The following is a 21,626-nucleotide window of genomic DNA, read 5'->3' as shown; positions in this document are numbered from 1 at the left end:
CGCCAATTTTGTCCGGGCAGTGGCAGTCGTCCATGATGCGTTTGACCCCTCCGCATATAGTTTAGGAGTGACAGAAGTTTATCCTACAACAGGACAGGGTGAAGGATGTGAACGATCAACAAAGCGGAAATGAACGCGAAGCGTACCGATGCGGCTATCGGGAAGGACGCAGAATGGGCGGTTGCACGGCTGCTCTGTCACAGGTCGTGGCCATACAGCCTGCTGTTCGTCATTTGAAAGTGTTGTATATTCCGCAAGGTTTCGCAGCTATAGACACAGGTGTGCAAGAAGCATTAGGCCAAATATGCAGCTCATGCGCCATCGGTACGCCTGCTACGATGCTAGCTGACGCCGAGGCTCAACGTCCAGACCTCGTGCTGGTCATGAACGGGCTGCATGTTTTTCCGGCGGATCATCTGGAGCAGGTACAGCAAATACGAGCCCTAGGCATTCGGACGGCCATATGGTTTGTAGATGATCCTTACTTTACGGAGGATACGGCGTTGATCTGTCAATCCTACGATGTCGTATTTACGCACGAAATTTCTTGCCTGCCGTTTTATCGCGATCAGGGAGTAACGAGGGTTCACTATTTGCCGCTGGCTGCGTCAGCTCGTATCTTTTATCCTCGGCGGGTAGAGCGGGAGCATCAGCATGATATTTGCTTCATTGGAAATGCCTTCTGGAACCGTGTGAAGCTATTCGACCACCTAGCTCCCTTCTTGGCGGACAAAAGAGTGCTGATCGTAGGTGGGCACTGGGATCGGCTGAACCGGCGGGATGTGCTGGAACGCTTTATCCGTCCGGGTTTTATGGAACCGGAAGAGACCGCTCAATATTATAACGGCTCCAAAATTGTCATCAATATGCACCGCCCGACAGACCCCGGACTGGATAATCGGAATACACACCAGCTTTCAGCGGAGTCCATCAATCCTCGGACATATGAAATTTCTGCTTGCGGCACGCTTCAAATGACGGATGTTCGGAAGGATTTGAGCCGTTATTACCGACCAGGCTATGATATTGAAACTTTCTCTGGAGCAGATGAATTGAAAGTGAAGCTGGACTACTATCTCAAGCATGATTGGGAACGCGAACGCATGGCCTGGCGCGCATTGTACACGACTATGCAAAAGCATATGTACTCCAATCGCATGGAAGAACTGCTGGACAAGGCGATGGCCTAAAGTAAACACCATAAACAGTGAGGAGTGAAAGTGATGACGATATCTACGACAGGACCGTATGACCCGGCTGTTCACCAGACGGCGGCAGCCTCCTGGGAAAAGGGGAGAACTGCGGGATTGCATGACGGATACGACGAAGGATATCTGCGCGGCCGTGCTAACGCAATTGTTGCGCGGATGAAAGCAGTTTTCCCTTTTCGACAAATCCATGTACTGTATGTCGTCTCAGGCAAAGGCCTTCCGTATTCTCCGCTGGATGAGGCGGTCATTACCACATTGCAGAGCATGACGGCTCAGGTTACCGTAACAGACCCACGTCAGCCGGTAGGAGATATTGCCGCTCAGCTCCGTCCGAATCTGATGCTGGCACTGGATGGAATGGATCTTCCGTTGGAGCAGGTTACTGCGGTACGCCAGTTGGGCATCCCCACCGCCATCTGGCTAACGGACGATCCATATTACACCGACACGACGACCAAAATCGTTACGAATTATGATTATGTGTTCACGTTAGAAATGAACTGCCTGGAGCTGTACCGTCAGTTGGGTTGCACGTCTGTGCACTATTTGCCCTTTGGAGCATTTCTGACTCACTATTTCCCCCTCAGCTCGCCCGCTTCGGTACGACGTGAGATTGGGTTTACAGGCTCAGCCTACTGGAACCGCATCTATTTCTTTAATCCGATTATGCCGCAACTCATGGCTCGTAACATTAAAATCAACGGAATCTGGTGGGATCGTCTCCCAGATTATCAGTCGTATGGTGACAAAATTGAGCTGGGTCGCTGGATGTCTCCGGGCGAGACCAATGATTCGTACAACGGCAGCAAAATCGTAATTAATCTTCATCGTTCCCATCAGGATGATTCGGTGAACAACAACTCACTGAAAATTCCGGGGGCTTCGCCCAATCCGCGTACGTTTGAAATTTCCGCCAGTGGCACGTTGCAACTGACGGATACAAGAGATGATCTGGCTCGTTTTTACAAGCCAGGGGAAGAGATTGAAACTTACAGTTCTCAGCAGGAACTGCTGGAGAAGGTTGAGTTTTATTTGACGCATGAAAAGGAGCGTCGTGAGATTGCTCTGCGTGCTCTGGAACGAACCCTGCGGGAGCACACGTATGGTCACCGGATTGACCAACTGTTGTCGGTCATATTTCCATAAGGTGATTCACACGTCCGGTGGTTGCTATTTTAAAGGAGGTGAACTCCGATCAAGCCGAAAATGATGTTATTCAGCCATGTTAGCAACGTCCGCAGTATTACGGGGGCAGAGAAGCTGCTATTGCAATTTTGTCTAGATATGCGTACGTACTTCGATTGTATTCTCGTAACGCCTGGTGAAGGGCGGCTGACCTCAATGGCCCGCAAGCGCGGAATCACCGTTCTGACACAGAATTTGTTCATGCTGCATGGCATGTATACCCCATATGAGGGATTGGCGCAGGATGCGGAGAATTTGCGGACCCATGTGGCATATGCGCCGTTGTTCCAGATGCTTCGGCATGCTCGGCCTGATGTGGTGCTGGTTAATACCTGTGTGAACGTCATGCCTGCAATGGCTGCCCATGAGCTTAATATTCCGGTGATCTGGAAAATTACCGAGGTCATTAACCAGAATGCGCATACGCCAGTTTCTGTTTCTATCATTGAGCGCTATAGCCAATGGGTCATCGGCATTTCTCAAGCTGTAATGCGTCCTTTGCATGGTGGGGGACTGACACGTCCGCATACGGTGTTGTCTCCCTGCCGGGATATGGATATGCCGTCTCCCAGAGAGCATGTGCTGGAACGGAAAAGGAAACGTGAAAAACTGGGGCTGCGGGATTTTCATATTTGCATTGGTTATATTTCTTCCTTTATCTACGAAGCCAAAGGGCTGTTACCTTTTGTCCAAATGGCTCTAAAGCTGTGCGAAACCAATTCGCGGTGTCGTTTCTGGATCATCGGCAGCTCGGTGGACTCGGAATATTACGTAAAATGTGTCTCTTTAATCCGCCAATCTCGTTATAGCCGCCGCTTCCAGTTCAATTCATTCGAGGAATCCGTGTCAACGGCCTATAGCGCAATGGATATTGTTGTGATCCCAAGTATGGTGGAAGAAGGCTTTGGTCTGACAGCCCTGGAAGGGCTAGTTTACGGTAAGCCCGTAGTAGCCTTTGCGCAGGGTGGACTTGTGGAATTGATGGAGGCTACCGGAAATACAGATTTTTTGGTAGAGCCGGGCAACAGCGACATGCTGGCGCAAAAAGTGGGTTATCTGCTCGATCATCCCGAGGAATTGGAACGGATTGGTGTCCGTAACAACAGTGCAGCTACACGTGTATACGGACCTGATTCCTACCGAAGCAGTATGCACCTCATGGTCAGTCAATGGGTATGTCATCATCCGCATTGGTTCCCGTTGATTCAGCAGCCGGGTGGACCTGTATGGACGAGGGAAGGCGAAGGGCTGCGCCAGGTTACCGCTATACCGGAGGGTTATACCAGCACGATTCGAGAATTTCCTGAATCGGTGGTGTGTCAGCTGCCTGTGCTGGGTCTGCCGCCAATCGAATATGCAGCCATTCAGGGCTTGCCACAACCAGCACCCCCTCTACCTGATTCACCACCCGAATTGCCCCGCGGCAAGCGTAGTATTCGGGCGAGATGGCCAAAGGGCCGCAAGCGTACCAGACTTCGGAATCGCAGGTATAAGAGAAGCGGCGGCAAGAGTCGCCTTAAGAAAATTCACGGGTTCCCGTTGTCGAAGGGACTTTATCCGAAAACCAAGTCCAGACAGAAGCTCAAGCGGAAAATCAAGCACCGGTCACGGCGACACAACGCGCACAAACCGAAGCGAGTCACACTCAAGGCTGGACAGCATACAAAACAACGGTCCGGGTGAACCTACGCCGGACCTTTGAGATGAACGTTAAGCTGGAGCACAGCCAGTCTGCTGGATGGCTATCCTTCATTGAACGCCACAATTCAATGAAACAACGACAGCAAAGGTGGGTTCCAAAACCATGAAAATATTGACCGTGCTCGGCACAAGACCGGAGATTATACGGCTCAGCCTGATCATTCCGAAGCTAGACCGCCATGCAGATGAACATGTGCTTGTGCATACGGGCCAAAATTACACCGAAAGCCTGAGCGGGCAGTTCTTTCGCGAACTGGGACTGCGTGCCCCGGATTATGTACTTCAGGAGAAAGCGGGGACACTGGGCAAACAGTTGTCCGCCATGTACTCGCAGATGGAGGATATTTTAAACAAGGAACGCCCCGATCATGTGCTATTGCTCGGTGATACGAACAGCGCTCTATGTGCCTTACTTGCGGAACGTATGGGTTATCCGGTCGTGCATATGGAGGCGGGGAACCGCTGTTATGATCTGGATGTGCCGGAGGAGAAGAACCGGCGTGTCATTGATGCGATATCTACCATTAATATGCCTTATACGGAGCAAAGCAAGCAGCACCTACTACGCGAAGGCTTCCCAAGCCAACGAATCATACTGACTGGAAATCCGATCTACGAAGTAATGCAGCACTATGAGAAAGAGGTAACCGGTAGTGGGATTTTGAAAAAGTTGGGACTGTCGCCGGGAGAATATTTCCTGGTCACTGCCCACAGAGCCGAAAATGTCGACCATCCACCGCATTTGCTGGCTATTTTAGATGGTCTTAACCGGGTAGCCCAGCAGTTCGGGCAGCGGGTCATTTGCAGTATTCATCCCCGGACTGCCGCCCGGATCGCAAGCCATCCGCCGATCCAGCTTGATCCGCTAGTGGAATTTCACGAACCGTTCGGTTTTTTTGACTTCGTTCTGCTGGAGCGGCATGCCCGCTGCGCTTTGACGGACAGTGGTACCGTACAGGAAGAATGCTGTGTCATGGGGGTGCCGACGGTTACGATGCGCCGGACGACTGAACGGCCGGAAACGGTAGATTGCGGCAGCAATATCGTGTCCGGCCTTGATGGCGAGGTTATAGCAAACGCGGTAGCCATAATGACCGGGATGACCCATAAGTGGCAATGTCCCGCGGGCTATCTGGTGGAAGATGTGTCGGATAAGGTAGTTAAATTTCTGCTTGGAGGGAAACGGCATGTTTGAAAACCAACGTATCTTGGTTACCGGCGGTACCGGCTCCTGGGGGCATGAGCTGGTTGCCCAGTTACTGCCGCGTAACCCCAAAGAGGTCATTATCTTTTCACGCGGAGAATCCAGTCAGGTTGCCATGAACAGGCAGTTTGAGGATGAACGACTCAGCTTCTGTATTGGAGATATTCGGGATAAGGATGCGCTGACTACCGCTTGTCAAGGAGTGGACTATGTATTTCATTTGGCAGCGCTCAAGCACGTGCCCGTCTGTGAGGATCAGCCCTACGAGGCACTCAAAACCAATGTCGTAGGCACTCAAAACGTAATCGAGGCCGCTGTCGTTAATCAGGTCAAGAAAGTCATTTATATATCGACCGACAAGGCCGCGAATCCGTCCAATTTTTACGGCATGACGAAGGCAATAGGAGAAAAACTGATTGTTTACGCCAATCTGCTGAATAGCGATACACGTTTCGTGACGGTGCGCGGCGGTAATGTTTTGGGCACAAACGGAAGCGTGGTGCATCTGTTCCAAAGCCAGATTCGCCAAAAGGGCAAGGTTTCGATCACAGATATGAACATGACGCGCTTCTTCCTAACCTTGCGTGATGCGATCAGTCTCCTGTTCAAAGCCTCGGTGGAAAGTGTAGGCGGGGAAATTTTTATCATGACCATGCCAACCTGCCGTATTTTGGACTTGGCTGAGGTGCTCATTGAGGATTCAGGTGTGGAAAACGTAGAAATTGTAGAAAAAGGTGTGCGTCCCGGTGAGAAAATTCATGAGATTTTGATGAGCGATTTTGAAAGCCTGACGACGGTAGTCTATGACGAGCAATATTTGGTCATTCTCCCAACGCTGAATATTCCTCAATTAAAGGACCGCTATAATCAGTGCCCTCCCGTGTCATTCAGCAGCTTTAGTTCGGAGTTTAATTTGATGTCGAAAGAGGAGATTCGCAGCATTCTCCAAAGCGGGGGGTTCATCAAATGAAGCTGCTTATTTTGGGTGGTAACGGCATGGCGGGCCATGTTCTGGTGAAGTATTTCCAAAACCAGAGCGGGTATAACGTGTTCTACACCACCCGTGATCCCGAAAATAAAGGTGGTCTGCTGCTGGATGTAAAGGACAGCTTTATGGTGGAGCAGCTGGTACGGAGTGTACGGCCAGACGTTATTATTAACGCGGTAGGTGTACTGAATCAGCATGCCGGGGAGGATCAAATTGCAGCATACCAAATTAATGGGTTGCTGCCACATCTTCTCCGGCGGACAGCGGACAGTATCGGTGCCCGATTGGTTCATATCAGCACGGATTGCGTATTCGAGGGAAATCGGGTACCTGGTTTATATAAGGAGACGGATCAACCCGATGGGACAAGTGCCTATGCTTTGACGAAAATACTCGGAGAAGTAAAGGCCGCAGGGCATCTGACTATCCGTACCTCCATTATCGGGCCGGAAATTCGGCCCAGTGGCATTGGTCTGCTGCACTGGTTCTTGCAGCAGAGCGGAGACGTTAACGGGTATCGCCGGGTCTTTTGGAACGGGGTTACGACGCTGGAATTAGCAAAGGCGATACAGGTGCAGATGAATGAGCCGCTGGACGGACTCATTCATCTGGTTCACCCTGAACCGATCAGCAAGCACGATTTGCTGCTGCTGTTCAAAGACATCTGGAATAGGGAGGATATTCGGATCGTGCCGAAAGATGAGCCGGTGCAGGACCGGACGCTTCGTTCTACCCGGGCCGATCTGCTCTACGATGTTCCTCACTACAGCATCATGCTGAAGGAGCTGCTGGAATGGACGGAAGCACAGCGGAACAACGTCGGCCTGTCATAGTCATTACCGGAGCGGCGGGCTATACCGGGATGCATGCCTGCCGCCATTTTGCAAAGCTCGGCTGGGAGGTAGCGGCGCTGACTCGCACTGCCGCTTCCGTCTCAGAACTGATCTTACTGGCTCGCGATGATGAAAATAACAGCCCAGAGGCGGAGACTCGCAACTGTATTACGCCTTATGTGTGTGACTTGCTCGACAAGAAACGTCTGGGCGAAGTAATTAGACAGATTGCTCCGGATTATGTGCTTCACCTGGGTGGTAAAAATTCCGTCCCTGAATCTTGGGAGAGTCCCCTGCTATACATGGAATCCAATGTACTGTCCACCCTGTATCTGCTCGATGTACTGCGACCTTTCCCCAAAGCCAGAATTGTCGTGGCGGGTTCTCGGCTAAAGACGGCTTTGCAGGCTCCGTATCATCCAACACATCCATACAGCCTTAGCAAAAGCCTTCAAGAGGCAGTCGCGCTCTCGTGGGGCGCGCTGTTCGAACAATCCGTCATGCTGGCAGAGCCTTGCAACTTGATCGGTCCGGGTCCATCTACCGGATTTTGTGCATTACTCGCGGGGTATATCGTTCAGACGGAACGTAGGGAGGGGCAGTCCGCAACTGAAACTGTCCCGTTCCGGGTATCTTCCCGACATGCGCAACGTGATTTTCTCGACGTTCGTGATGCCGTTCGCGCATACGGTGTGCTATTGGAACAGGGTGTGCCAGGCCGAGTGTACTCGGTCTGCACAGGCCGCATTGTGGAACTGGGCAATATCGTGGAACGTATGGTTGCGCTGGCCAAAACATCTATTCCCATACAATGGGGGGATGTGGCAGAGTCAGCATCTACCGAGGCATACCGTGCGAAAGAGCTGGAGGACATGGGCTGGAAGCCGACCATACAGCTGAGGCAATCTCTGGAGGATATGATTCAATACCGCCGAGCCGGAAAGGAAGGAACGATATGAGACCGAAAGTAACGATCGTCATTCCCTTTTATAACTGTGCATATGTGGATCAGGCTTTGCAAAGTGCACTAGAGCAAACTTATGGCCCACTCGAGATTATTGTCGTCGATGACGGCTCCACGGAACATGTTGATATGCTTCAGGCCTATCTTCCTTATATACATTATTTAGGTAAATCCAATGGTGGAACAGCCAGCGCTCTGAATCATGGTATCCGACATGCCAGCGGCGAATATATTGCATGGCTCAGCTCCGACGATACCTATCATAGGGACAAAATTAATAATCAGGTTTCTTTTATGGTGGAAAACGGTGCGTACATCTCCCATACCAACTTCAATTTCATCAATCAATATAGCCAAGTCACAAGCTACCAGGCAGCCGCCGTGTTTCCGTCTATGACGGAGTTTTACCGTTTTTTTCAACAAGGAAATCCGGTCAATGGATGCACGGTTATGTTTAAAAAGGAGCTGTTTGCACATATCGGTTTGTTTGATGAATTGCTGCCGTACACACATGATCTGGATATGTGGTACCGAGTGATACTGGCGGGATATCCATTTCCTTTTCTGAACGAGTCCTTGGTTAACTACCGTTGGCATGATGAAATGGGAACCAAAAAATATTGGCCCGCTGTGGAGCGGGAGTACAACATCACCCAAGCACGTTATCGAGATCGCTTCAGTCAGGTATTGAGTGGTTTATCCTCATGAAGCCGAAAGTCTGTCAGGGGGGATTGATATGGTAGATACGGGGATTGTTATGCCACTGTACAAACAGGATATCGGCTATCTGCAAGCTGCAATCTCATCCGTACTAGCCCAGAGCTACAGGGGATTTCGCTTCATCATTGTTATTGACGGAGCGCCGGAAATGGTGGGGCCAGCGCTCTATGCAGCAATGGGAGACCCGCGCGTTCAGTTGGTTACACTCCCTCAGAACCAAGGAGTATCCCACGCCCTAAACCGGGGATTCGATGAGTTGTTTAAAGATCCTGGGATCAAGTATGTGACCTGGGTCTCCAGCGACAATGTTTATAATGCTTCCTTTATTGAACGATTGCGGCAAGAGCTGAAGCAGGGGCCAGACTCACTCGGTCTTGTGTTTTCTACCTTCCGCCAGGTTGACGCATATGGGAACCCGTTGTATGACGAGCAGCATCAACAGGCGTTGATCCGGTACCAAAGTCAGCCACATCACGAATTGCTGAACGCCAGCATTGTTGGGGTTTCATTTATGTACAAAAGCAAATATGCCCTCCAGATTGGCGGCTATCGGCTGCAACCCGTTGAGGATTATGATTACTGGCTGCGGCTGACCGAGACGTGCAATATGAAATTCATCCCGGAGATCCTGATGGATTACCGGGTGAATTCCACATTTAGTGTATCGGCCGGCCTACACAGCCAAAAGGAGCACCGACGCTGGCGGCGCGCATTCCAAATCGCCAAGTATGAGGCGAGAGCACGCCGGGGCATCCCACTTGAAATGACGATTTTAATGCCTGTCACGGATATGGCTCAAGCTGAATCATTGCTGGATAATCTGCTGGAGCAGCACTACAGCAATTGCGTGGTACGGCTGCTGGATTTAACGCCAGAACAGGAAGCTAGCGCTTTCCTGTCGATGATGCTCGACCCTCGGTTAATCGTAACATCACGGCAGCATTATTCGATCCAGGAAGCACTGGTTCAGGCTATTGGTGAAACCACGACTCGCTTTGTTGTATGCTTCGGTGTCAAACCTTATATTGCCGTGACGGATCTACTGTATCTCACGGATTTGTTGCGCCCGTTACAGGATACACATGCCTTTTCCTACTATACAGATGACCATTCCACCATCGGCAGCGGACGAGGGGTTCAGTCCGTACCGCCAGAATGGAATTACGTGTATTACACCCACAGATTGCATCAGGCACTGGAACAGGGTGGCTTTTAAATAACAGGGGACAGTGCAGGGATTGTGGTCAGCTCGGACTGGAGAACACGGTGCTCCTGTACAACATTACCAAACTGATCCAGTCCAAAGTTGGAGAGCACGACATTCGCTGGAGCAGCGGAGGCCACGTTGTATTGTACCTCATAGGCAAGAACCCCTTGTATAAAGAAGGTACGGCGGGCAATGGAGTTTGCAGGCAAGTTAACCGATGTCACATACAGTGGTGTCTTGGTATCCGGTACCAGCGAGAAAAAAATTTGGATGGTCACGGTTGCCGCATTTACTGTGTCCTCATTGACCAAGTTCACAACAACATTGGAGCAGGCAGTACCAAAATCTCTAGTGTTCGTCATATAACCGGTTGTAAAAGCCAATCGAATCATCCTCTCAAAAAAACAGAATATTGGATAACCCTTGAAGGGATGCTTTTATACTATGAATCTATTGAAAAGAAAGCTTGTATGGTTGTCTCTAGGCTGTGCTGAAAAAAGTACATTTTGATAGAAATACTTCAGGCGTATCTATTTATATAATGAAGGGAATGCTCGCGATGCCTTTGAATTTTCAGGTGACACCCAGCGGCCTGCCCAAATTTGAGCCTAGTGTTGCTGTTAATTTACTGAATCCGAATATTGTTATAGCTGTAGCTGTTGATTTTAGCAGTGGGCCTCCCTTGATTGGACTGTATCGCTCATTGGATGCCGGAGCGAACTGGACGGATACTTTATTGCCGATTCCGCCGGGTTATACAGGAGCCGAGGCAGGAATGGTAGCCTATCTGTTCCCCAATATTTTTATCGTATCCGCGCATGTATTTCCGGGCAATGAAAACGGGGCTATCGTGATCTATCGCTCTACGGACGATGGAGCCTCTTTTGCTCCTCCCGTGGTCATTAACCCGGGCTATGGAGATTACATTAATAATGACTGGACTAATATTACGACGGATAATGCGGGGGCAAGTCCCTATCTCGGGCACGTCTATGTCACGTATAACCGCCAATATAATGTGGATTTTAATGCTCAATCTGCGGCCTTCTACCAGCGTTCCACCGATGGAGGACTAACTTGGGACCGACCGTTAATGCTCTCCAATATCCAATCCTCAACGGAGCGGCCTGAGCCTGCGGTCGACAAATATGGAAGCGTATATGTCAGTTGGATTCGTACGGGACCGCAAACACCAGCTTTTTTTATCCGACGCTCCTTTGATGGCGGGGCAACCTTCAGCGGGGATATTCTCGTATCCAATATAACGCTTGTGCCCAATCCTTTGCCCGTTCCTGGTTATGACTTTCGGATATTGAATTTCCCCAGCTTGGCCGCGGACTGCTCGGGTGTGCCTTCCACAACAAATACGCTATATGCCGTGTGGCAGGACTTTGGTCAGGGATACAGCAATATTTTGTTGTCCAAATCAAGCGATTTTGGCGGTACCTGGAGTGCTCCGGTCATTGTGACAGACAGCCCGCCCGGCTCGCAAAATTTTTTCCCTGCAATTTCAGTGTCGCCCAAGACGGGACTGGTCGTTGTCGTGTACTATACCAATCGCGTGGACGGCTTTAATCTGGATGTGTTCGCCGCAGAGTCGTCCGATGGAGGTAACACCTTTACGAACAGTCGTCTCACGACGACCTCCTTTAACCCGAATGTCGGTGGAGGCGAATCAGAGCTGATCGGCGATTATATTGATGTCGCCAATGTACCGCCGAACAGCTATATTTCCGTCTGGACAGATACGCGCACAGGCAGTTTGACGATATTTGCCGGTGTGCCAGGAGGTGGAGCCTGATGCCGAACGTACAGCTTACGCCTAACGGAAGGCTGGCCCAGGAGCCGAGTGTAGCTTTCAACCTGCTCGACGGTACCATTGTGTCTGCGGCTATCGATTTTACGACAGGACCGCCGTTGACGGCGGTATACCGTTCAGGTAACGGCGGTGCCTCTTTCACACAGCAGATTTTACCGCTACCAGCCGGCTATGTAGGGGCGGAATCCCATAGCGTCAGCTACGGTTTTCCCAACTTGTTTGTCATAGCCTGTCACGTATTTACCGCAGACGGTTTGAGCGGTACCATCGCCACTTATGTGTCGAGAGACAACGGCAATACATTTGATCCGCCTGTGATTGCCCAGCGAGGGTATGGGACATTTGTCAATAATGTTGAGGTCAGCGTGAAATTCGATACTTCTCAGGTCAGCTCCTATACCGGAAATATCTATTTATGTTATACGCATCAGTACAATCCTGACTTTTTCGGCGGATCAGTCATGTTCTTCCAACGTTCGCAGGATGGAGGGATCACATGGGGGACACCCGTGGTGCTCACCGCTGGCTCCAATCAGATTACGCGGGGGGAAATCACTGTGAGCATTACAGGGGTGATTTATGTCGGGTACATTGTCACAAATCCGGTTAACCAATATCAGGTCATTGTGTCCTTCAATGGAGGGACAGCATTTAGTTCCTCGCTACCTGTATCTTCTGTGGTCCCGGTTCCGAGTCCGTTGCCCGTGGCCGGCTTTGGTTTCAATGTGCTGCCGGCAGCTAACATTGCCGTGGATCGCTCTACGAGCCCGAATCAGGGAACACTTTATGCGGTCTGGCAGGATAATCGGGCAGGGTATGCGGATGTGCTGCTTGCCAGGTCGGTGAATGGTGGATTAAGCTGGACTGCACCGCAATCGGTGACAGGGGCCAGTGCAGGGGCACAGCATTTTTTCCCGGCTATTGATGTTTCGCCTGTGACCGGCGTGATCAAGATCGTATATTATACCAATCAAATAACGACCTCTTTATTAGACGTATTTGTGGCCGAATCAACGGACGGAGGAAGTACATTTACGAACCTCAGAGTAACAGACAGCTCCTTTAATCCTAACGGGATTAGTCCGGTTCCAGTCGTTACAATCGGTAATTTTATTGATGTAACGATCGTGCCGAATAATGGTTTTTTTGCGGTCTGGACAGATGCGTTATCGGGTTTCCAGCAAATTTACGGAAGCAACGGAATGTAGCTCAGCGTACGAGACAGAGGAGGTGAGGCTGTTTTGAAAATTTTGTTGGCTACGTACTGGCCGATTCCTCATTTGGGTGGCGTATGGCCCTTTATGATGCAAATTAAACGGAGACTGGAGCTACTGGGCCACACGGTAGACTTGATGGGGAACGGACCGGATACACCTAAATACCATATTGTTTTTGAAGATAGGGAGCTACTGAAGGATCAACTGCTGCCCCTGCTGGATACGAAGCTGAATGAATCGGCTGTCCCTGTATTACATTTGGATTCATGGGTGCAGACGGTGGAAAAGGATCGATACTGTATGGAGCTGGCAGCGGCGTATTTCGGGGTCGAGCAGTATGATGTGATTCACACGCAAGATGTCATTGCGACGCGTGCGCTAAGTCGGGTCAAACGCAAAGATAGCGCGTTGGTAGCGAATATTCATGGCTCGCTGGCTCGTGAAGTTATGATGGCTTTGGAGCGGGATCATGAGGAGGGTTACCGTGAGACGCTGATGTGGAAGTATTATTGGGCGCTAGAGCACTATGGCGCTCTATCCGCGGATATTACCATTACGTCTACAGAATGGATGAAACAGACGCTTGTGCGTGAGTTCGAAGTGCCTGAGCAGCAGATTGCTACTTTCCAATACGGATTGGATACCGAGCACTTCTGGGAAGTCCACGCCCGGGGAACGGACATGATACGACCTGAGGGGAAAAAAGTTATCATTTGTCCTTCACGGCTGGTCTATATCAAAGGACTGCATTATTTAATGAGTGCTCTTGGCTTGCTGAAAGCAAGTCGTACGGATTGGGTTTGCTGGATTGTCGGGGAGGGAGATAAAAGGGAAGAGCTTCAAACACAGGCGAAGGAGCTAGGGCTGGAAGAAGACGTGGTTTTTCTGGGGCATCGTGAAGATGTACCTGCTCTTTTACAACTGGCGGACCTTTTTGTTCATCCAAGCATACAGGACAATCAGCCGTTTTCGGTCATGGAGGCGCAGATTATGGGGCTTCCGGCAGTGGTATCGGATGCAGGCGGACTGCCGGAAATGGTGAAGCATGAATACACCGGACTGGTCTCCCCGGTTGGCGATGTGGAGGCACTGGCAGCTCATTTGCAGCATTTGCTGGCTCAGGATAAAGTGCGGATAGTCATGGGAAATCGTGCCAAAGCATGGGGGATCGCGCATTGGTCTCTGGATGTTATGATTGAACGACTCGTGAATATTTATGGGCAAGCGCTGAATCAAGTACGTTGAATACGTTGATTCAATAGTTAGGAGGGAGAGCATGACTTTTCCTGTCGTTGGAGACTTGTACAACCGTATTTTTGAAATCCAGCAGTCACACCCGGATTTGAAGGTCGATTACGCAATATGGAACCGAATTAACACTTCGTTGCCAGAAGATTATACGCTGCCGGACGCTGACATTTTAGAATGTCTGAAGCAATCCGCGCCATGAGAATACAGACCCTATAAAAGGCAGGTTGGGCTTAAAACTCCCACCTGCCTTTAGTTATTTCAGCTCATTGTCCATCCGGGTTTTCGTCCATCGAATCTACATACACAGAGCCTCGAACCATGAGTGGTCCTGTAACAACAGCACGGCGGTCGGCTGATTGTACGGTCAGGCAGTATACATAAGGCTCTCCCTGTGTTCCCGTTTCCTCATAGATTAACTCGGCAAATCCCTCCTGATAACAGGAATCCTGCAACCAGTCCAGCATAGGTCCCCGCTCATCGTTGCGACGCAATCGAATATCCAGCTCCCCGATATCCCAGTTGAGCAGCGGATTTTCCCATGCCAAAGAGACTTCAATGACAATACGTCCTTCAGCTTCACTTGCAGGAATGATCAATGTAGAGAGCACGCTCTCCTGTTCGGTGACCTGAAAAGGCAGTGCATATGTGCCTGGCTCAGCTTTGTTTTGAACTGAATATTTCAACATACCTTCTTCCTCCTCTGCCCGTTCATTAGGGTGTCACGGTAAAATGACTGGCTGTACGCTTAGCGACAACGTTCCCATTTTCCAAAAATTCAGCCAGGATAAACAGCGTTTCTGGATTGTAAATATTCGTGATCACTCGCAGATAAAACGGATTTTGGGCTGCCTCCATATCCTTGAGTTCTAGCACGGAGCCAGCTTCGGGAGAAGGGCTCAATCGAAGGAGCTGCCGACGGAAAACACCACTGTCATTTCCCATTTCCAGCAACACATCGACGGCTCTCTTTTCACGATTGAATAAGGTCATATGGCAGCTTTGTATATGGGCGCTGGGGTAAGCGAAATGGTGGTCGACGGTTAAAAGAAACACGGACATATGATGATGCCTCCTTGAATTCCGTTAGGTTACCAGCCTTAACATGATATGAAAAATAGACGGGTTTGGACTGGATAGTTGTACGCCTCTTTGACAAAAATCGTATCGGTGTCCAACCCTTTTCGCCGTGCTGTGCATGTAATGTAGAGTGGAACAAACTACGGCCTGAAGTCCCTTTTTCGACTACAGAAGAAGGATAGAGTAGGAACTGAGAGAAGGGTCGTATTAAAAAAGGAGGCACGGCTATGAGACTCGCACAGCTGGCAGGGGAATATGAAGCGGTCTTCAGTCTGGGGCAAAACTGTACACCTGCCATTCAATTGGAAAAGAACCGTTTGCGGCCGTTTGCCGGGGTACTGGATTGGATGATGTCTGACACGCTGTCCGATGTGAACCGCTTGCTTGAAAATCGGTTTGCCGGATTTATGGAATTGCCCAATTTGAGTGTCGTTGGTACGAGCCAACTGAATTATATGGTCAGAGATATCGCTTATAATGTGATCTCGGTACATGATTTTCCGCAGGAGCGCAATACGTCCTCAGATCTGGTGACCTATCCCGAGTTCAAGGAAAAGATAGACCGTCGTATTGAACGTTTTTTTGCAAAAACACAGATGGCGAAGCGCAGCTTGTTCGTCCGTATGCTGGGAACCTATGAAGAAGTAGAGGAACTGGAACGTATTTTGTCAGGCATGGTAGCGAATGAATTTTGTTTGTTGGTAGTGAATTGTTCCGGCGTAACGGAGTTGACGGAGGTGGATTGGCAGCTTCCGCATGTATGCGCGGTGGAAATGCCTTTTGCCGATGTATGGAATTACAAGAGTGATCCGCATTGGCGTACTCTTTTTAAAGGGATGACCTTGTCTTCGGAAAGGGGAGGGCGTCGTGCTTGAACGGTTGCAGGGGGATTATGATGCTGTATTCAGTCTGGGTGGACATTGCTTGCCTTCCATTCAGCTGGATAAAAACGGACTGCGTCCCTATGCGGGTCCGCTGGACTGGATGATTTCCGGTAACTTGTCACAGATCAGTCGCTTGCTGGACGCCCGTTTTGCCGGTTTTATGGATGTTGATAGTCTGCGTGTCACGGGGCACGATTACGGCGAGCATAACTTCATGGTCGAGGATGCAAACTATGAGATTACGGCGGCACACCATTTTCCGGTTAGCGAGAATACATCGGAGCAGCTGACTTCCTATCCTGCATTCAAAACGACGCTTGATCGCCGCATCGCACGTCTACTGGATCAATTCACGCTTGCGTCCCGTCTGCTACTGATTCGTCTCGGGGGCAGTCGGGAGCAAGCGGTGGAACTACATGATGTGTTATTGCAGAGGATTACACATGATTTTCGCTTGTTATACGTGGATTATACAGGGACTGATGGTGTGACGGAGCTGGATTGGGGATTGGAGCGGCTGGTTTCAGTGGAGCTGCCGCCTGAGGATATATGGAACGGTCAGGATGGGATGTGGCGTTATATGCTGGAAAATGTGAGACTGTATGTCTGAGGTGCTGAGATTCTAGAGACACATTATAGATTGTCTTCGGACTGTGCGTGTGCCTGCGCCAAGCTATAGGGAGTCGCATAACATGATGCGAAGGGAAGTCATATGCTTCGGTTCAAAAGGAGGGTGAGCTAGTGAAGGCTTTGGTCACCGGGGGAGCTGGATTTATTGGTTCTCAGCTGGTACGTGCGCTTGCTGATTCGGACATCAGAGTACATGTGCTGGATAATCTGACGACCGGAAATATGGCAAATGTGGACCCGCGCGCGGTCATGCATATTGCGGATATTCGCAGCTCTGAAGCTAGGACGTTGCTGATTCGGGAAAGCCCGGATATTGTGTTTCACTTGGCCGCACAGGCTGATGTGCAGCAATCCATCCATCAACCCGATGAGGACGCGGATGTGAACGTGCTGGGGACGATTCATTTGTTGCAGGCTTGTCATGAAGCCGGTGTGTCAAAATTCATATTTGCTTCCACATCTGGCGTATACGGAGAGCTGCAAAAGCAATGTATACAGGAAGACGATCCCGTGGAGCCCATTTCAGGCTACGGACTGTCCAAGCTGACCGCAGAATCGTATATTCGACTTTTTTATCGGCTGTACGGGTTGAACTACACGATTTTGCGTTATGGAAATGTGTACGGTCCCGGTCAGGCCGCGAAGGGAGAGGGTGGTGTTGTCGCTCTTTTTATGGAGCGGCTGAAAAAAGGAAGCCCCTTGCTCATTCACGGTGATGGGACACAAACTCGTGACTTTGTGTACGTCAAGGATGTAGTCCGAGCGAATATGGCGGCTATCCATGCAGCGGACCAACGCACAGTACATGTAAGTACGGGACGAACGACGTCCATCAATCGACTGGCCTACGATTTACTGAAGCTGCATGGTTCGTCTGTCCGCCCTGTGTATTCACCAGCGCGAGCTGGAGACATTCACCATAGCTGTCTTAGTAACGCAGTCGCCAGACATTGGCTTCGTTGGGAACCGCTATATGGCATTTCTGCCGGTTTACAGGAAACGTATGTGAGTAGTATGGGCTCAGGCAAAGAAGATATGTCGTGATAAAGAGCGCGCAACTCAAGAAAGAGACTGAGGGAATTCTCAGCCTCTTTTTCATTTGAATAGCAATTAGATGTTCTCGCCAGCCAGCTTCAAGGCTTGATCTAGGACAGCTGCACCGTTTCCTCTACCATAAGCCAACGTGTCAATGACATCTACAGGAATGCTATAGGGAGCAGCAATTTCGGTGACTGCCTTTTTACGCATCCGTACTTGAGGTCCGAGCAAAATAGCAATCACAGAATCTGTAATACCTTCCAGTTCTTCCTTAATGGTGCTTTCGGGGATGGCTTCGATGTTCAGCTCTATGGATCTTGCTGCTGCTTCTTTTTTCATTTTAGAAACCAAAATAGATGTGGACATACCTGCAGCACATGCCAGAATAATTTTTTTCATCGTTGAGCGCCTCCAGAAATTCATTTTTAACTACTTATACTCTTCATCCAGATCAGCAACAAACGAGCGTTCCTTGATAGCGGCTTGATACCAGTAGCCGGATTTCTTCAAATGCCGACTTCGATCATTGTCTAGGTTAATTTCCACCAGTCCGTAGCGATTTTTAAAAGCATTCATGGGAGAAACGTTGTCTGTAAAGGCCCACAGCATATAACCTGTACAGTTGGAGCCTGCTTCTACAGCTTGTAATGTGTAGTATAAATGCTCAGTTATAAAGTCAATACGATAGTCGTCCTGAATAATGTGTTCCTCATTTTTGAAAGCAACTTCATTCTCAATGCCCATACCATTTTCTGCGACAAACCACTCGATATTGTGATATTCGTTCTTAATGCGCATTCCCATATCGTAAATGATTTTAGGATAAATTTCCCAGCCCCGTGACTTGTTCATTCTTTTACCCGGAAGATCAAAATGCTCATAGTAGTAAGAGGGGTGGAAGGGGGTGTTTTCGTTCCACGCTTTACTCTGCGCTTTGACCCGATGGGGATAATAGAGATTGATTCCGACGTAGTCAACGGTATTTTCCTTAATTACGGTCAGTTCTTCCGTTGTAGCTTCAAATGCAATATCATGCTTGCCCATGAGATCGAACAATTCTTGCGGGTATTCGCCTTTAATAAGCGGGTCCAGAAATACTCGATTGTAAAATAAATCATACACATGTGCCGCATACTGGTCATGAGGGGCGCTTGATCGGGCATAAGTGACTTCAGGATTCAGAATAACGCCTATTTTAGCCCCGTGCTGACTATAGTTTTTTGCTTTGAAAAGCTGTACGCACTTTGCGGTAGCCAGCGTTTTGTTATAGTTCCATTGCATCCACTTCCGCGTATTTTGTTCATAGGGATAGCGAAGGGCATCCAGATAGACGCGAGTCTGTACAACAATGGGCTCATTAAACGTAAACCAGTGCTTGACCCGATCGCCGTACCGTTCAAACACTTTTTCCGCATATTTTACAAATAACTCCACTACATGCTTGGAAGACCAGCCCTCATATTTATCCAGCAGATAGGCAGGGACCTCATAGTGTTCCAGACAAATCATCGGCTCGACTCCACTCGCAATCAGCTCATCAATGACCCGGTCCATATAATCCGCATACGTTTCATCCACCACTACATTCTCATAATCCGTTAAGAAGCGGGACCAATTAATAGAAGTACGATAATGGGTTAAGCCAATCTGCTTCATCAGCGCAATATCTTCGGTATAGCGATTATAAAAGTCGGTTGCAACCGCGGGTCCATATCCATTGTGCCAGACATAGCGGTCATTTTTGTACCATTGGTCCAGGAATGAGTCCTGACCTTCTTTTTTACCGCTCCATCCCTCTGTCTGCCAGGCGGAAGCCGCTGCACCCATGATGAAATTCGATGGAATTTGTATCGTATGTTTAGCCATGACATGTTTCTCCTTTTCATTGTATAAAGAATGCGTTTTCAATTAATTAGTGTATTTCTATAGTAGCGCATTATTCAGTCGTTCGCTTGTTGGCAATTTTGACGAACGGGAAATAAATGATAATCGCTACCACAATGCAAACGATCTGAGTGACGACGGCTCCAATGCTTCCACCTGTAGACAGGTAGGCATTAATAATAGGCGGAGTAGTCCATGGAACCATGACGACGGCTTTACCTGCAAATCCAAGTAATGTCGAGAAGTAACCAATCGTTCCTGTGATGAGCGGAGTAATAATGAAAGGGATAGCCATCAATGGATTCAACATAATCGGAAGTCCGAAAATGACAGGCTCATTAATATTAAACAGACCTGGGCCGAGCGAAAGCTTTGTTATTTCCTTCATATCTTCACGCTTGGAAGCGATCATAATACAAATCAAGAGGGCCAGCGTAATCCCTGAACCACCAATACTCATGTATACGTCCCAGAAAGGCATCGTAATAATGTTCGGAATGGGCAGTCCTTGCTCATAAGCAGTCATGTTGACAGTAATCGCGCCAAGCAGCAGGGGTTCACGAATGGGCTTTACCATTTGGTTTCCGTGAATACCGATCACCCAGAAGATTTGCGCAACCAGCATCAGCACCAGTATACCTGGCAGTCCCTGTACTACGGCCTCCAGAGGTTTTTGCACCACATTATAGACAGCATCGTACAGATAGAGTCCCGTAAACTTATGAAAAAAGAATCCAAACATGGAGAAGACAGTCACCGTAATAATGGTAGGAATGAGTGCGGAGAATGAAACGGCCACATTGCTGGGAACACTTTCAGGCATTTTGATTTTTAGCTTGTCGGACTTACCCAGTTTGCTGTATAGCTCGACGGACAGGATGCTTATGAAAATCCCTAAAAACAAGCTCTTGGTATCCGTAAATTGACGGGCTATGACGTCTGTTACTTTTTGCATGTCACCGTTAACCATCAACTCTATCGTGGTTGGTGTCACAGAGATAAAACAGATTAAAGCAAGCAAACCGGGGAAAAGATTTTTCTCACCATTAATTTTTCCTAGCTCCAGACCAATCATGAAAACAGCCAGAATGGTAAGGATATTCAAGCTGGCATAGTTAATGCCTGAGAAAATCGGTTTGTACTCAGCCAGGAATGAGAATGGCCTAAAATGGGCCAAACCATTGACTGGGTCCATGACCATATTGGAAATCAGTACAGCAAAGGCACCGACAATAATAACGGGCATCAATGTGATAAAAGCTGATTTGATCGCTATAATATATTTAAAATTGTTGATTGCATTTGCTACCGATGTGAGGCCGTCAACCAGTTTGTCTTTGAATGCCATGGGATAGCGTCCCTCCCTCTACGATTTCGGTACGAATTGATCCATGCGTTCATACAGGTCTACAAACTCTGAGGCCATATCGCGAATGGTGAGTGCATTCATCAAATGATCTTGAGCATGTACCATCATGACAGACATCTCTGTTTTTTCACCCGCTGCTTCCTTACGGATGATTCTGGTTTGAATCTTGTGGGAGGACACCAGTTCTTTTTTTGCTGAGGCTAATTCTTCTTTGGCTTCACGAAATTTCCCCGCCTTTGCAAGCTCAATCGCCTCCATGGCGGAGCTGCGTGCATTCCCTGCGTATAATATAATTTGGAATACAATCTCTGTATCATCCATGTCCTCCATGTTCACGTCGTGTTCTGTAGATTCATCATGATTCACGTGATCCTCTCTCCTTTCAATCATCTCGTTCGTATGGCTATTATAATTTGGAATCGCTTTCAACATAACACACATTAT

The 21,626-nt window shown here is 49.0% G+C and carries 23 protein-coding genes; 16 read left to right on the top strand and 7 right to left on the bottom strand.

From position 1 onward, the window contains the following. Positions 1-98: 98 nt before the first annotated feature. From ACYCS5_RS06070 to ACYCS5_RS06030, 9 genes are all read left to right on the top strand, one after another. Positions 99-1,190: a CgeB family protein gene (locus tag ACYCS5_RS06070; protein ID WP_459760958.1), complete on the top strand. Its 1,092-nt coding sequence runs from the start codon at positions 99-101 to the stop codon at positions 1,188-1,190. Between the two features lie 33 nt (positions 1,191-1,223). Further along, positions 1,224-2,357 carry a CgeB family protein gene (locus ACYCS5_RS06065; RefSeq protein ID WP_459760957.1) on the top strand — a complete coding sequence of 378 codons (1,134 nt, stop codon included), beginning with the start codon at positions 1,224-1,226 and terminating at the stop codon, positions 2,355-2,357. A gap of 60 nt (positions 2,358-2,417) precedes the next feature. Beyond that, entirely contained in the window at positions 2,418-4,079 is a 1,662-nt protein-coding gene (locus tag ACYCS5_RS06060) for a glycosyltransferase (RefSeq protein ID WP_459760956.1), read from the top strand. Positions 4,080-4,200: 121 nt separating this feature from the next. Continuing rightward, positions 4,201-5,292 carry a non-hydrolyzing UDP-N-acetylglucosamine 2-epimerase gene (wecB, locus tag ACYCS5_RS06055; RefSeq protein WP_209949724.1) on the top strand — a complete coding sequence of 364 codons (1,092 nt, stop codon included), beginning with the start codon at positions 4,201-4,203 and terminating at the stop codon, positions 5,290-5,292. Then, a complete protein-coding gene (locus ACYCS5_RS06050) occupies positions 5,285-6,271 on the top strand; it encodes a polysaccharide biosynthesis protein (protein ID WP_029518284.1) in 987 nt (328 codons plus the stop codon). Before wecB ends, ACYCS5_RS06050 begins: the two co-directional genes overlap by 8 nt. Then, entirely contained in the window at positions 6,268-7,122 is an 855-nt protein-coding gene (locus ACYCS5_RS06045; protein WP_069012647.1) for a dTDP-4-dehydrorhamnose reductase family protein, read from the top strand. The genes ACYCS5_RS06050 and ACYCS5_RS06045 overlap by 4 nt, the downstream gene beginning before the upstream one ends. Further along, positions 7,083-8,081, top strand: coding sequence for an NAD-dependent epimerase/dehydratase family protein (locus tag ACYCS5_RS06040; protein WP_029518286.1), 999 nt, complete (start codon positions 7,083-7,085; stop codon positions 8,079-8,081). Before ACYCS5_RS06045 ends, ACYCS5_RS06040 begins: the two co-directional genes overlap by 40 nt. Further along, positions 8,078-8,794 (top strand): glycosyltransferase, encoded by a 717-nt coding sequence (locus tag ACYCS5_RS06035; protein WP_459760955.1) that lies wholly within the window; start codon positions 8,078-8,080, stop codon positions 8,792-8,794. The genes ACYCS5_RS06040 and ACYCS5_RS06035 overlap by 4 nt, the downstream gene beginning before the upstream one ends. A 28-nt stretch (positions 8,795-8,822) precedes the next feature. After that, positions 8,823-10,022: a glycosyltransferase gene (locus ACYCS5_RS06030; protein ID WP_069012648.1), complete on the top strand. Its 1,200-nt coding sequence runs from the start codon at positions 8,823-8,825 to the stop codon at positions 10,020-10,022. Here ACYCS5_RS06030 and ACYCS5_RS06025 read toward each other — a convergent pair. Continuing rightward, on the bottom strand, positions 10,019-10,375 hold the full coding sequence (locus ACYCS5_RS06025) for a hypothetical protein (RefSeq protein WP_239645229.1): 357 nt from the start codon (positions 10,373-10,375) through the stop codon (positions 10,019-10,021). The two genes, ACYCS5_RS06030 and ACYCS5_RS06025, sit on opposite strands and share 4 nt — an antisense overlap. A gap of 215 nt (positions 10,376-10,590) precedes the next feature. On the opposite strand from ACYCS5_RS06025, the gene ACYCS5_RS06020 reads away from it, so the two are divergent. The 4 genes from ACYCS5_RS06020 to ACYCS5_RS06005 are packed head-to-tail and all read left to right on the top strand — an operon-like array spanning position 10,591 to position 14,499. Continuing rightward, complete coding sequence (locus ACYCS5_RS06020; protein ID WP_459760954.1) at positions 10,591-11,814, top strand: sialidase family protein; 1,224 nt, start codon at positions 10,591-10,593, stop codon at positions 11,812-11,814. Further along, positions 11,814-13,040: a sialidase family protein gene (locus ACYCS5_RS06015; RefSeq protein ID WP_165148588.1), complete on the top strand. Its 1,227-nt coding sequence runs from the start codon at positions 11,814-11,816 to the stop codon at positions 13,038-13,040. Before ACYCS5_RS06020 ends, ACYCS5_RS06015 begins: the two co-directional genes overlap by 1 nt. A gap of 33 nt (positions 13,041-13,073) precedes the next feature. Next, on the top strand, positions 13,074-14,294 hold the full coding sequence (locus ACYCS5_RS06010; protein ID WP_459760953.1) for a glycosyltransferase family 4 protein: 1,221 nt from the start codon (positions 13,074-13,076) through the stop codon (positions 14,292-14,294). Positions 14,295-14,325: 31 nt separating this feature from the next. Continuing rightward, positions 14,326-14,499 carry a hypothetical protein gene (locus ACYCS5_RS06005; RefSeq protein ID WP_165148594.1) on the top strand — a complete coding sequence of 58 codons (174 nt, stop codon included), beginning with the start codon at positions 14,326-14,328 and terminating at the stop codon, positions 14,497-14,499. Positions 14,500-14,563: 64 nt separating this feature from the next. Here ACYCS5_RS06005 and ACYCS5_RS06000 read toward each other — a convergent pair whose 3' ends face one another. After that, positions 14,564-14,986 carry a hypothetical protein gene (locus ACYCS5_RS06000; RefSeq protein ID WP_459760952.1) on the bottom strand — a complete coding sequence of 141 codons (423 nt, stop codon included), beginning with the start codon at positions 14,984-14,986 and terminating at the stop codon, positions 14,564-14,566. 25 nt (positions 14,987-15,011) lie between these two features. Continuing rightward, positions 15,012-15,359, bottom strand: coding sequence for a hypothetical protein (locus ACYCS5_RS05995; protein WP_459760951.1), 348 nt, complete (start codon positions 15,357-15,359; stop codon positions 15,012-15,014). Positions 15,360-15,604: 245 nt separating this feature from the next. On the opposite strand from ACYCS5_RS05995, the gene ACYCS5_RS05990 reads away from it, so the two are divergent. From ACYCS5_RS05990 to ACYCS5_RS05980, 3 genes are all read left to right on the top strand, one after another. After that, on the top strand, positions 15,605-16,252 hold the full coding sequence (locus ACYCS5_RS05990) for a DUF1796 family putative cysteine peptidase (RefSeq protein WP_029518295.1): 648 nt from the start codon (positions 15,605-15,607) through the stop codon (positions 16,250-16,252). Continuing rightward, positions 16,245-16,871, top strand: coding sequence for a DUF1796 family putative cysteine peptidase (locus ACYCS5_RS05985; protein WP_165148600.1), 627 nt, complete (start codon positions 16,245-16,247; stop codon positions 16,869-16,871). The genes ACYCS5_RS05990 and ACYCS5_RS05985 overlap by 8 nt, the downstream gene beginning before the upstream one ends. 131 nt (positions 16,872-17,002) lie before the next feature. Further along, positions 17,003-17,935 (top strand): NAD-dependent epimerase/dehydratase family protein, encoded by a 933-nt coding sequence (locus tag ACYCS5_RS05980; RefSeq protein WP_165148603.1) that lies wholly within the window; start codon positions 17,003-17,005, stop codon positions 17,933-17,935. Positions 17,936-18,001: 66 nt separating this feature from the next. On the opposite strand, the gene ACYCS5_RS05975 is transcribed toward ACYCS5_RS05980, so the two are convergent. The 4 genes from ACYCS5_RS05975 to ACYCS5_RS05960 form a co-directional block, all read right to left on the bottom strand. After that, positions 18,002-18,328, bottom strand: a complete 327-nt coding sequence (locus ACYCS5_RS05975) for a PTS sugar transporter subunit IIB (protein WP_061830059.1) — start codon at positions 18,326-18,328, stop codon at positions 18,002-18,004. Positions 18,329-18,358: 30 nt separating this feature from the next. Continuing rightward, positions 18,359-19,795 carry a glycoside hydrolase family 1 protein gene (locus ACYCS5_RS05970; protein WP_165148606.1) on the bottom strand — a complete coding sequence of 479 codons (1,437 nt, stop codon included), beginning with the start codon at positions 19,793-19,795 and terminating at the stop codon, positions 18,359-18,361. 70 nt (positions 19,796-19,865) lie between these two features. Further along, the gene (locus ACYCS5_RS05965) at positions 19,866-21,161 is read right to left on the bottom strand and encodes a PTS sugar transporter subunit IIC (protein WP_029518300.1); all 1,296 of its coding nucleotides are present in this window, start codon (positions 21,159-21,161) and stop codon (positions 19,866-19,868) included. Positions 21,162-21,179: 18 nt separating this feature from the next. After that, complete coding sequence (locus ACYCS5_RS05960) at positions 21,180-21,548, bottom strand: PTS lactose/cellobiose transporter subunit IIA (RefSeq protein ID WP_029518301.1); 369 nt, start codon at positions 21,546-21,548, stop codon at positions 21,180-21,182. Positions 21,549-21,626: the final 78 nt, after the last annotated feature.

This window comes from Paenibacillus sp. SEL3, from assembly GCF_054602585.1.
This window is presented reverse-complemented; position numbering and strand designations above follow the sequence as displayed.